The sequence below is a fragment of the Hyunsoonleella ulvae genome (assembly GCF_016827605.1).
GTDB lineage: Bacteria > Bacteroidota > Bacteroidia > Flavobacteriales > Flavobacteriaceae > Jejuia > Jejuia ulvae.
Genome location: NZ_JAEPJQ010000007.1, coordinates 1 through 12,298, shown reverse-complemented (window position 1 = coordinate 12,298; position 12,298 = coordinate 1). Strand labels below are relative to the sequence as shown.

At 33.2% G+C, this 12,298-nt stretch carries 8 protein-coding genes and 1 tRNA gene; 4 read left to right on the top strand and 5 right to left on the bottom strand.

All coding sequences use genetic code 11. The features are described from left to right. Positions 1-138 precede the first annotated feature (138 nt). A complete protein-coding gene (locus JS605_RS15315; RefSeq protein ID WP_203258603.1) occupies positions 139-1,683 on the bottom strand; it encodes a thiol-activated cytolysin family protein in 1,545 nt (514 codons plus the stop codon). Between the two features lie 308 nt (positions 1,684-1,991). Here JS605_RS15315 and JS605_RS15310 point away from each other — a divergent pair, with 308 nt between their 5' ends. The 3 genes from JS605_RS15310 (at position 1,992) to JS605_RS15300 (ending at position 6,529) form a co-directional block, all read left to right on the top strand. Further along, entirely contained in the window at positions 1,992-3,890 is a 1,899-nt protein-coding gene (locus tag JS605_RS15310) for a tetratricopeptide repeat protein (RefSeq protein ID WP_203258602.1), read from the top strand. Between the two features lie 18 nt (positions 3,891-3,908). Then, positions 3,909-4,328, top strand: a complete 420-nt coding sequence (locus JS605_RS15305; protein ID WP_203258601.1) for a thiol-disulfide oxidoreductase DCC family protein — start codon at positions 3,909-3,911, stop codon at positions 4,326-4,328. A gap of 119 nt (positions 4,329-4,447) precedes the next feature. Continuing rightward, positions 4,448-6,529, top strand: a complete 2,082-nt coding sequence (locus JS605_RS15300; protein ID WP_203258600.1) for a DUF4139 domain-containing protein — start codon at positions 4,448-4,450, stop codon at positions 6,527-6,529. A gap of 310 nt (positions 6,530-6,839) precedes the next feature. On the opposite strand, the gene JS605_RS15295 is transcribed toward JS605_RS15300, so the two are convergent. The 4 genes from JS605_RS15295 to bshB1 all read right to left on the bottom strand — a co-directional run bounded on the left by JS605_RS15295 (position 6,840) and on the right by bshB1 (position 9,958). Then, positions 6,840-7,223, bottom strand: a complete 384-nt coding sequence (locus JS605_RS15295) for a hypothetical protein (RefSeq protein WP_203258599.1) — start codon at positions 7,221-7,223, stop codon at positions 6,840-6,842. Positions 7,224-7,230: 7 nt separating this feature from the next. Continuing rightward, a complete protein-coding gene (locus JS605_RS15290) occupies positions 7,231-8,808 on the bottom strand; it encodes a glycoside hydrolase family 19 protein (RefSeq protein WP_203258598.1) in 1,578 nt (525 codons plus the stop codon). Positions 8,809-8,995: 187 nt separating this feature from the next. Then, positions 8,996-9,071: transfer RNA gene (locus tag JS605_RS15285), tRNA-His, on the bottom strand. A 167-nt stretch (positions 9,072-9,238) separates the two neighbouring features. Next, complete coding sequence (bshB1, locus tag JS605_RS15280; protein WP_203258597.1) at positions 9,239-9,958, bottom strand: bacillithiol biosynthesis deacetylase BshB1; 720 nt, start codon at positions 9,956-9,958, stop codon at positions 9,239-9,241. A 312-nt stretch (positions 9,959-10,270) separates the two neighbouring features. Here bshB1 and JS605_RS15275 point away from each other — a divergent pair, with 312 nt between their 5' ends. Further along, complete coding sequence (locus JS605_RS15275; protein ID WP_203258596.1) at positions 10,271-12,100, top strand: SLC13 family permease; 1,830 nt, start codon at positions 10,271-10,273, stop codon at positions 12,098-12,100. Positions 12,101-12,298: the final 198 nt, after the last annotated feature.

The following is a 12,298-nucleotide window of genomic DNA, read 5'->3' as shown; positions in this document are numbered from 1 at the left end:
GCATCGAGCCAAAACTACAAACGGATAGCCCGACCCGACCTTAGGAGGGGAACACCAAAAAATAACAGCCAGCACCAAGTTGTTGAATCACAACTTAAGGTACCGACTGCATTAACTATTCAAACTAATTAAATAGCCCTAATCTCGCCTCACTTTAACTTCTGTACAAATACCTATAACATTTCGTTTAGAACAATAAGCCTCAAATTTTTTATCGCTATAAAGGTAGCCTTCATGATACTCGCCCATATGCTTCCACGTGAGGTCCCAAACCTCGAACTGTACTTTTACATCGTGAGCACCGTTTGGAGGTCTAATAGCTGGTGGTGCATCATTTTTCTTAACTTTTTTCCAATTAGTATAATCGATCGAGTTTGACCCACGTTTTTTATACTTAAAACGAAAACGAACATCAAGGGTAATATTGTTATCTAAAATTGCATTGGCATGAGAAAATACCTTTGGTGTACAATCTTTGATTTTATAATCGGTAGTATAGCCCATTTTAGCAAAAGAGTTGTCTTTTAGATATCTAACCGTATAAGCAATAGGAACTCCAGGGTTATTTCTACTATACACAGCATTTTCGCCAGTAATAATATGCTTAAGGGATGCAAATCCATCAGCATTTACAGCTTCTGAAGCTACTTCAGCATTTCCGCCAATAGTTACTACGGTAATACTTGATTTTTTAAGTACTTCGTCATATTCAGAATTTACAGAACCTGAACCATTTGCTGCTCCTGTAGCATATTCTAATACTAAATCCAAATCAATGGACTTTCTCATATCCGTTGTCTCCATTCTAAACATGATAATACGTCCGTAAGACACCGAGTTGATGTAAGCTGGTGGTGTATCTGAATCGATAGTACTATCAACGTCATCATACGTTACATCTACCCCAAAAACGCTAGCAGGAGTTTTAGGAGTATCCATTGTTACAGTATAAAACACTTGCTTATATACCATAGCAGCTACACGCTTTGTTGTACTAGATTCATACTCTAATTGAGATGCTACCGAACCATTTGCCCACTCTACATTTAAACCCACATCTAAACTTAATTGTTTTGAAGAATAAGATGTATTAGCTTGGTAGCTGGAATTAGAAGCATTTACATAACCTTCCTCATAGGCATTAGCATTCCACCATTCTAAAGCATTATCTATGCTGCTTTGTACATTTGAGTTTCTTGGATCTTCAACTACTAAAGTGCCTTCCTCCCCTATTCCTGGTAAATCTATACGAAGTGTTACTGGAGACCTGTCTAACGTAATTGGATTTGGCATACCATCGAGCATATCCTGATTTCCATAAACTAATGCCCCAGGCCAAATAATACCATTAGTAGGTCTTAATATAGCCACATCATCAAAATTAGCTTCCAGTGTATAGAATTTTTCTTCGCATGCACTATAATTACCTTTATCTGGAGAAGTTTGGGTATTCTTTGTATTGGTAACCGTTCTTTGTTTTGGTGCTCCACCTGTATTCTTTACATTTAACATGGTGTTTGCATCATAACTTAAGCTTGAAATTAAATCTGAGATTTCTGCTGCTTCAGGGTTTACTGTTGGTACTGATGCTGCTTCCTCGGTACTACATCCAAAAATTGTAAGTAAAGCAAGCATACTTGTTGCTCTAAATAGAGTTCTGATTGTTAATAGCTGTGTTTTCATAATGATATATTTTTTGATTCAACACTTCGAAACTACTCATGAACACATCTTAAATCTAATTTTTTGGGTGGACAAAAAGGGGACATACATATCAAATGCACCTTCAATTTTGATAGGACAAGCTATTTTAAACTTTTAAAATTTATCTTTTAGAAAACTGATAATCAATTGTTTAAATAAATTTTAAAAAATTTAGTGAACATCAAAATCATGGACAAGCTATGGACAAGCACTATTCGGGTAAAGAAGCCCTCTGTAATTTGAACTCATATAATATTTAACTTAGCAACAGCTAATTAACATGAAAGATGAAAACTCCTAACTTATTCCTTATTCAAATTTTGTTGTTTAGTTTCTCTTTTGGTTTTTCACAGAACACTAAATTGATTGACAGTTTAAAAACAGAACTTACCAATAGAAAAGAAAACGATTCAGTTAAAGTGATGATTTTAACACGTCTTCATGAAAAATTGATGTTCTCAAAACCAGAAGAAGCCAAACTATATGCAGAACAAGGACTTAAAATCTCTAAAACCATAAATTATACCAAAGGCATTGCTGTTGGCTATATGCATCGTGCCGACTACTTTGCCAACAAATCCGAGAATGATTCCGCTTTGTTCTATTACAATAAGTCTAAAACACTTTTTAAGGATATTAATAACACACGAGGACTAATTTTTGTTAACCACTCTCTCTCTTCTATAGAAAGCTCTAATGGTAGCCTTGATAACGCTATTGCTATTACTAAGGAAAATATTGAATTGATAAAAACCCATGAAAAAGAAGGAGATGCCAAAACAAAATTCCTAGGTGCTCAATACGTTTCTCTAGCTAATATTTACATTGAAAAAGCCAATTATAAGACGGCACTAATTTATGCATTTCAAGGTTTGGAATGTTTTAAACAAATACATCATGAAACACGTAAGGCAGATGCTTTAAAACAGATAGGAGATATTGAAAGTGGTTTAGAAAATCATGAATCTTCCATACAATATTTTAAAGAAGCCTTGGAAATCTATGAGCGTTTTGAAGAAACATTTTATGTAGCATATACTCAAAACTCTCTTGGTATTTCCTATCAAAATTTAAATGACTACGCTTCCGCAGAAAATTATTTTAATCTAGCCGTTGATAATGCTAAAAAAGTAGAGGATAACTTAGGTCTCAGTAACGCTTTGCATAATCTTGGAGAGATTAAACGTTTACAAGGTAATTACAGTGACGCAAAAATAGTTCTTAAAGAAGCTAAAACCATTGCTGAAAAAGAGCATCTTAAACTAAGTACTATTAATGCTTTGATAAGTCTATCGAAAATTGACTTTGAAAATAAAAACTATAATTCAGCACTAAAACAAAATACTGAAGCCATATCTATTGCAAAATCTTTAGGAGCTATGTCCCACCTTGCAGGTTTGTATAAAAATCGTTCAACTTTCTTGGAAGGAATGAATAAAAATAATGATGCCTTAGAGTTTTTAAAATTATACCAAACTATAAACGATAGCCTATATACCACTAAAAAACTACAACAGATTGAAGAATTAAAGTCCATATACGAGACGGAGCAAAAAGAAAATGAAATTGTATTACAGAAAAAAGAAATTGAAACTTTAAATACGCAAGCAGCAAACGATAAGCTTACCAAAACGCTTTACGGTATAGGTATGGTATCGTTTCTTATAATAGCTGGGTTAATCTATTTTAGTTTCAAACAACGTATAAAGAAAAACCGCATTGAACGCGAAAAGCAGGAAGCCATTTATAAACAAGAAATTGAGTTTAAAAAGAAAGAACTCGCCTCACAAACCTTACACCTGGTACAAAAGAATACATTTATACAAGAATTAAAAGATAATCTAGAAAAGATAAAACGATCTCCAGAACTATTTAAAGTAGAATTTAGACGAATAGTAATGCTTCTTAAAAAAGAGAGTGCAGAAGACAAAGATTGGGAAGTTTTTAAATCGTATTTTTCAGAAGTCCATAATAACTTCGATCATAAAATTAAAGACATCTATCCAGAGATTACCGAAAAAGAGATGCGTTTAGCTTCTTTCTTACGTATGAATTTAGCAACTAAAGAAATAGCTTCAATGCTTAATGTACTACCTGAAAGTGTATTAAAGAGTAAATACCGCTTAAAAAAGAAACTAAATCTTGATAAGGAAACCGACCTCAATCAGTTTTTAAGTGAGTTGTAAAGGGCGTATCTTTGCAACATGACATTTGGTGTACCAAAAGATAAAAAATTGATTCTTTTTGATGGTGTATGTAACCTCTGCAATTCTTCTGTGCAATATGTTATAAGACATGATAAGAACCAGCGTTTTATGTTTACTGCACTGCAAAGTAAAACTGGTAAAAAAATAATTGATCATTTTAATATCGATACTCGCAAGGTAGACTCCATAATCTTATATACTCCCGAAAAGGGTATTACTTACAAGAGTACTGCAGCGTTAAAAGTAGCGGCTCAATTAGGGTTTCCCACCAAAATATTGAGTATATTTCTTATTATTCCATCATTCATTAGCAATTGGGTTTATGATGTTATCGCTAAAAATCGTTATAAATGGTACGGTAAAAGGGATGCATGTATGATTCCTACTCCTGAGCTGAAGAGTAAGTTTTTAGATTAAGTTAAAAAGAAACTCGTTTAAACTAATACTTAACTCATTTATAAGTACAACTTACTCAATACTTATTTTATAACATTTTGATTGGTTATAGTTTTAAAACAAACTTTAAATAACTAATCATGAAAAAGCTTTGTATTCTATTTTTACTATTCACTTCAGTTTTATTAGCCAAAAACACCAATCCTACAACATCATCAATAGAAGCAGTAACAGTTTTTGTTGATGGTGCTCAGGTAACACGTCACGCAAAAATCTCAATACCTCAAGGTACTACAGAGTTTTCTTTTGTTAAACTTTCCCCTTTCATCCAAGAAAATAGCATTCAAATCTCTGGTCTTGATGATGCGTCGATTCTATCTATAAACTATGCGATTAATCATATTACAAAATTTGATAAAACAGAAGCTGTAACAAAACTCCAAAACGAAATTGAAACTATAAATGATGCTATGCAACTGGAGCAAAACCTTATGGAAGGTTATGAACAAGAAATAAAACTTATAGAAGAGAACCGAAAGCTTGGCAATAACACCCAAACTGTAAACTTGGATAAGTTGAAGCAATTTGCAGCATATTATAGAAAACGTATAACTGAGTTGAATACTTTAATCCATCAATCATTAAAAAAGAAGAGAGCATATGACAAACAGATTACAGATATAAAAAAACAACTCGCTGAATTAAATGTTGATGATAAAATACAAACAGGAGAAATAAAAGTAAAGTTAAACTCTAAACTTAGTAAACAACTTAATTTAGTAATAAAATACAATGTAACACATGCTGGTTGGTTTCCTATATACGACTTAAAAGCAAAAAATATAAACAAACCTTTGGAGTTAAACTATAAAGCACATGTATATCAAACTACAGGTGTAAGTTGGGAAGATGTAAAACTAACACTTTCAACAAACGACCCCAATACCAATAATTTAAAGCCAGTAGTAGATACCAAATACTTAAACTTTATAAGTAGAAATAGCAATTATCAATCACAAAACGCAACAAAAAAATACCAATATAAGTTTAATCCTTTTGTAAAAACCATAAGTGGTATTGTTACCGATGCCAGTGGCACCCCTATACCAGGAGTTAATGTGTTGGTTAAGGGTACAGCTAATGGCGTTGCTACTGATTTTGATGGCAATTATAGCCTACAAGTAAATGAAGGGCAAGCTTTAGTATTCTCCTATTTAGGGTTTACAACCGAAACTATTCCTATTCATTCTAGTGTTATAAATCTTAGTCTTGAGGAAGACACAGCGCAACTAGACGAAGTTGTAATAGTAGGTTATGGTACTCAATCTAGTAGTTCTATTTCTGGTAGTGTTTCTACAGTTCCTAGCGAATCAAATATTAAAATTAAAGGTATTGGCACTCTTAAAACCAAAGGCACACCACTGTATGTTATAGATGGAGTTATTAGTAGCCCTAGTGATTTTAGAAAATTAGATGAAGGTATGATTGCATCTGCCGATGTATTAAAAGATTCTTCCGCTACCAACATATACGGCAGCAAAGCTTCCAATGGTGTTATTGTAATAACTACAAAACAAGGCAACTATACATCTAATGGAGATATCATTACTGAAGGTATTTCCAATACAAGCTTTGAAATTCAGAAGTTATCAACCGTAGTATCAGATGGAGATATAACAGTTATTGAAATTGATAATTTTAAATTACCAGCCACATTCTCATACTTTACAGCTCCTGTGATTAATGAAAATGTATTTCTTACTGCAAAAATTGGAGATTGGCAAAAACTAAACTTGCTCCCAGGAGAAGCTAATATTTACTTCGAAGACAGTTATTCTGGTGTTACTCATATTAATCCGTATGCAACAACAGATAGCTTAACCGTATCTTTAGGTGTAGACCCAAATGTGGTTATTACAAGAACATCAAATAACGATTTTAAGAAAACCAATTTTATAGGTAACAATAGAATCGTTGAAAAAGGGTATGATATCCAAATAAAAAACAATAAAACCATGCCTATTGATGTGGTTATTGTAGATAGAATTCCAATAAGTCAAAATAAGGATATTAAAGTAGATGATATCAATTCTGGAAACTCTAATTACAATAGTAAAAAAGGTATTTTAACGTGGAAAGCTAATATTGAATCCAGCGTTACTAAAAACTACAAATTCTCTTATGTTGTAAAATATCCTAGGTATAGGAAGGTTAATTTGTAAACTAAAACATTTAAAAAATAATGATCAAACAAATCCCTGTATGTTAAATTCTAACATGTAAAAATATAAACAAGAAGGCTTTCCTTTTCTGAGAAGCCTTTTTATTCCAGAGATCACAATAGAATTTAACCTGTGACTGTCTCCTTAGAAGCAGATAATATTAAACACTGTACTTCCAATTTATAAAAGTTTTACCAATCTAAATTATAGCAAGACATATTATCCTCCTCTTAACTGCTTAAATGGAAACCAAAAAACAATAATATCAGCACTACATTTATATTTTTCATATAGTTTTAATAGAAATTTATCAGCTCTTATTATATACGAATATTTTACCACTTAACATTGATCTCATTGATAGAATACCACCTGGTTGACTGTTAGCACCATAGAGTTCATAACAATATTCATCGTTATCATCCCTATCGATAGCTTTAAGAAACCATGAATTAATATCATATTCATCACCACATTTATCAGTAATAGAATAATTAAATACAGCTGTCGGTTCATTGTCATAATAGCTCGTATAGGTGCCATCCGTATTAAAAACCAATTTAACTTTGGCATCATCTTCAGATATCCATGTTCCAATGATTTCAGTCGCGATATTTGCTTGTCGTTCTTGCGCTTTACAGTTAAATATTAAACCTAAAAACAGAATTATTAATACTATATTAATTTTTTTCATTTTAAAATTATTTGCATGTTATTGAGTCTTTTGCTTTTTTGAAATGTTTTTTCCGGTCTTCTATACCATTATCTCCACCATTAACTTTTAATGTAACTTTTTTTACAGTCGTAGTGGAATCTACAGTTACCTTATCAAGAACTTTGGTTTTATAAAACCAAAGCGCACTTAGAATGGCTATGGTATCATTATCCTTTAATGTCTCAGGTGATTTTACAAAATCATTGTCTGGTTCATATTTTGCATTATACCATGTCTTAAAATTGGTATAGTTTTCTTTACCAGTCAATTGAAAGATACCTCTCCCTCTATATTTGTATCCATCACCAGTCGATTCTTTTCCATTACCCATTCTACAACAATAAACATAATTAGCCAATTTAGAAGCATTCTTCACATAATCGTCTGGCTTTCTCTTTTTTATGGTGTCAGTTTCTGAAAAATATTTTTTAAAAATACTTAGAAGTCTTGATTTAGTCGTATAATTCAAGTTCTCTTCACTACCCAAATTTTTAAAACCTCCTGTCTCATGCGCAGCTTGGGCTAAAAAGTGCTGTAACTCTTCTTTCGTATCAATACCAAAATCCGCTGCCTTTTCATTCAACACATAAGCCAGAGTTTTCATATCTGCATCACTTGCATTAGGAAATATTTTTTTCAAATCTTCTTTCTTTGTATTACAATCATCAGCTAATCCACTACCGTCTGGATTAACAGGTGTTGTCAATGATGTATTTGGTAAGTTACCGCTACTATTTTCTGAATCTCCTGTTCCGCCAACAGTACTTACTCCTGTATCTCCCGTACCTCCAATATTAGAAATTGGAGCACATTCATAACTATCTTCATAAGTATATCCTGGTTGAGTGTGACAATCACAGTGTTCCCAAGGCCAGTGATGGGGATTACAAAGGCATTGATAAGGTACAGCTATTTGTGTAGTAATAACTATACCATCACAATCTGTAGGATATGTAGAACCAGAACCTGCCCCACCTCCAGTTCCTCCAGATGAACCTCCGTTTTCATTTCCAAAGTCTTCTTTATCTACAGGCTCCTGTAGCCCATCTATTCTTTTTGTTGAGATGCCTGTTAAAGACGAAGTTTTACTTGTTAAAGATGACTTTCCCGTTTTAGTAGAAAAGTTTTTATATTGTGTAACAAACATACCCGTAGAATCTCCATATTCCTCTACAGTTAGGTTATAAAATGTACTTTTATCATCATCTAACGACTTAATTAGCATAGTATATGAACTATAATTTCCTTTGGTAATCTTTTTAACAACATCTGTATAAACGGTTATACCTGAATTGCTTTTTGTTGATTTTGTTTGTATGTTACCTGAATCTCTTAGTCCAATGTGTTTATCTAGATGGTATGTATTTCTCAATCCGCTTAGTATTTCATCCTCATCAGAATAGTCAATAATCTCAATTGAAATTGGCTGTCCTTGAATTTTAACTGGAGTATCAAGTATTTCTTCTTCAACTGAAATACTATTTTTTTCACAATTAGTAAGAAAAACTACAATCCCTAGAATAGAAATCACAATTTTTGTTAGTAAGCTGACTCTAACTTTCACAATTATTTTATTTAAAAATAAATAAATAAAAATATATTTAATTTACTAAAAAGTATACATTTATTTCAAATATAATAAAATAATAACACAAAAATTATAAAATTCTTACAAAAAATAACATATGGGTACTTGAAGGACTAACAAAACAAAAAAAGCCTTTCAATTTCTTGAAAGGCTTGGTATTTTTGGGTGGAAGATCGGTCTCGAACCGACGACCTCCTGAACCACAATCAGGCGCTCTAACCAACTGAGCTACAACCACCATATTTTTTTATAAAACTTTAAAAAAGTTTAGCAGAAGCAATGCTCTAACCAACTAAGCTAAACCGTTGTATAAAACGCATTTTGCAATGCGAGTGCAAATGTAACAGATTTAAGAATTTCTACAAAGGTTTTTTTAATTTTTAAAAGTATATATTCTAAAAAGAAGCTACTTCAAATCAAAAAGACTGTCAACCGCAGGATATCGCTCTACATTAAACCCCTCTCCTGCTTCAGTACCTATTAATCTTCCCAGATCTCTTGCCCGGTATAAAACGCTATCTGTAAAATTTTTACTAGAAATAGGTGTTTCTGGTTCTTTACTTTTTTCACTGTAAAACTGGGTTTCGTAAGCTAAAACTGCTTTCATTTTAGTATCTACAAAACCAGAAACATCAACTACTATATCTGGTTCTAAATTTTTCCATTGCATGTAATGGTATACAAATTTAGGACGCCATGGTTGCTGTACTTTACCATGTTCATCTTTAGTTTCTATTTTAACCAAACCACTTAAAAAACAGGCGTCGCTTACCAGTTTACTACCTTTAGCATGGTCTATATGTCTGTCGTCTATCGCATTACACAACACAATATCAGGTTGGTACTTTCTAAGCTTTGTAATAATGGCTAGTTGATGTGATTTATCGTTTACAAAAAAACCATCAGCAAACCCCATATTTAGTCTAAGTGCCACACCTAGAATTGTTGCTGCATTTACGGCTTCAACCTTTCTCGTCTCAGCGGTACCTCGTGTTCCTAGCTCTCCTTGAGTTAAATCTATAATCCCTACTGTTTTACCATTGGCTACTTCTTTCGCTACTGTTGCTCCACAACCTAACTCTACATCGTCTGGATGCGCCCCAATAGCAAGTATATCTAACTTCATATATTACAATTTTATTCATTTTGGACGATATGCAGCATTAAAAATATCAAGATACACACATTTTTATTCGAATACGCCCAACATACTATCAATAATTACAGTATAAAGATAAGCTTATTTAGTAACCTGATAATACGAAAGCGTTTTCGTGTTATCTTTTCTAATTCTTAATGCTAATAAAACAACAATATCATAAAAATGAAGATGACATGAAAAGAATGACGATAGTCATATTTATTGGACATATGCCAAAGTAATTTTACACCGTAATAACAAGACAAACCCAATAATTTAGAAAACATGATCTATTTAATGCTTGCCATACTAGTAGTAACCATTGCATTATTTGTATGGGGTAAATTTACACCAGATATTGTAGCACTACTGTCAATGATAAGTCTGTTTTTAACAGGAATATTAGACGCCAAAGAAACCTTGAGCGGTTTTAGTAACCCAACCGTTATTATGATTGCCGCATTGTTTATTATTGGTGAAGGCTTATCTCAAACGGGATGGACCGCCTTAGCCGGTAAAAAGTTTGTGGAATGGGCAGGTAAAAGCATTCCTAAACTTTTAGTTATCGTTTCTCTAGGTTCTGGTATACTTTCTGGTTTTGTGAGTAATACAGGTACTGTGGCTACCTTAATGCCACTTACCATATCGTCAGCTTGGAGTATTGGCACTTTACCATCTAAAATGTTAATGCCTGTGGCTTTTGGATCTAACACGGGTGGGTTACTAACACTAACTGGCACACCGCCAAACATTATAGCTAGTAACGCCCTTGTTGAAAGTGGTTATGATGGATTTTCGTTTTTTGAATTTGGATTGATAGGTTTACCATTACTAATTATCGCATTGGTATATTTTAGATATATAGGGTACCGATTGCTACCAAAAAACAAGACCAACAACAAACCCGTAAATATTGAAACTACGTTTCATAAATGGATTGAAGCTTATAAAATTGATGGCGATTATTACAGACTTCGTGTACGTTCGGTTTCCCCACTCTTAAACACCAAAATAGGAATTTGGAATTTTGAAAAAGAGCATGGTATTTCTATAATACGCTTAAAAAGAAGACATCCCAATCCACTAAAAGGCATTCCCCAATTTGTAGAATTTCCAGATCATCAAACCGTTTTTATGTATCATGACATTATTACTGTAAAAGGGAGTACTGAAGATATCAATAAAATCATGATTAAATTCAGATTAGGTTTACTACCTCTAGAACCTGTAACTGATGAGCTAAAAAACAACCTGGTAAACCAAGAGGTGGGAATGACAGAGGTTATTGTTAACCCTAATTCAATCCTAGTTGGTAGAAAATACAAATTAGGCGATTATTTTAAACGCTACGGCATCCAATTGCTAGCTGCTTCCAGAAACAACAAACCTCTTTTAGAGAAAGACATAAAAATAAAGGTTGGAGATGCCTTTTTACTAAGAGGATCATGGGAAAACATAGAAAGCTTAAAACAACAACATGAAAACTTAGTAGTATGTGGTAGCCCAGAAGGCATGGCTAAAAATATAGATAGTTTAAATTCAAAATCATTTATAGCTCTAGGCGCATTATTACTCATGATTGGGCTTCTTGTATTTAAGTTGGTGCCAGGGTCTATGGCTGCTCTAATTTGTGCAGGCATTGTTTTACTTACAGGCTGTGTGCCCATGCAAAAGGCCTATAAAGGTATTAGTTGGACCAGTGTTGTAATGATTGCTGCAATGATCCCCATGGGTGTAGCATTACAAAAAACTGGCACTGCACAATTGGTTGCCAACGCTTTAGTAACCTATCTAGGTTCGGTATCTCCTGTAATGTTACTTGGTGGTATATTTTTACTAACCACAACCTTTAGTCAGGTTATTAATAACTCCGCAACAGCAGTACTTATGGCCCCCATAGCCATTTTAGCTGCAACATCTTTAAACATTTCTCCAGAACCGTTTATGATAGTGGTTGCCATTAGTGCTTCAACTGCATTTTTAACACCAGTAGGCACCACAACAAACGCCATGGTAATGTCTGCAGGAGGCTATAAATTTATGGACTATTTAAAAGTTGGAGCACCCTTACTTTTAATATTCTTTATCATATCCCTACTATTAGTACCAATAATATGGCCTTTTTAGAAAGATGAAAATATTAATAATAAGTTAGTTAATTGTTTTTTGGGCGTTACCCTAAAGGGTCAGGCCTGCCTGCCGGCTCTTAGGTTTGTAAAATGATTTTATATTAATTTTCCAAAAGATAAGGATGGGTGAACTTTCCTGCCGGCTAGATTTAAAGATCCATTGCCTGTATTAGTCCCATCCTCTGCTTTTGGCGCG

What these genes read in the sequence shown, in the direction of transcription:
- JS605_RS15305 (WP_203258601.1), top strand. Translation starts at nt 3,909, where the DNA reads ATGACATTTGGTGTACCAAAAGATAAAAAATTGATTCTTTTTGATGGT.
- bshB1 (WP_203258597.1), bottom strand. Translation starts at nt 9,958, where the DNA reads ATGAAGTTAGATATACTTGCTATTGGGGCGCATCCAGACGATGTAGAG.
- JS605_RS15295 (WP_203258599.1), bottom strand. Translation starts at nt 7,223, where the DNA reads ATGAAAAAAATTAATATAGTATTAATAATTCTGTTTTTAGGTTTAATA.
- JS605_RS15315 (WP_203258603.1), bottom strand. Translation starts at nt 1,683, where the DNA reads ATGAAAACACAGCTATTAACAATCAGAACTCTATTTAGAGCAACAAGT.
- JS605_RS15300 (WP_203258600.1), top strand. Translation starts at nt 4,448, where the DNA reads ATGAAAAAGCTTTGTATTCTATTTTTACTATTCACTTCAGTTTTATTA.
- JS605_RS15310 (WP_203258602.1), top strand. Translation starts at nt 1,992, where the DNA reads ATGAAAACTCCTAACTTATTCCTTATTCAAATTTTGTTGTTTAGTTTC.
- JS605_RS15275 (WP_203258596.1), top strand. Translation starts at nt 10,271, where the DNA reads ATGCTTGCCATACTAGTAGTAACCATTGCATTATTTGTATGGGGTAAA.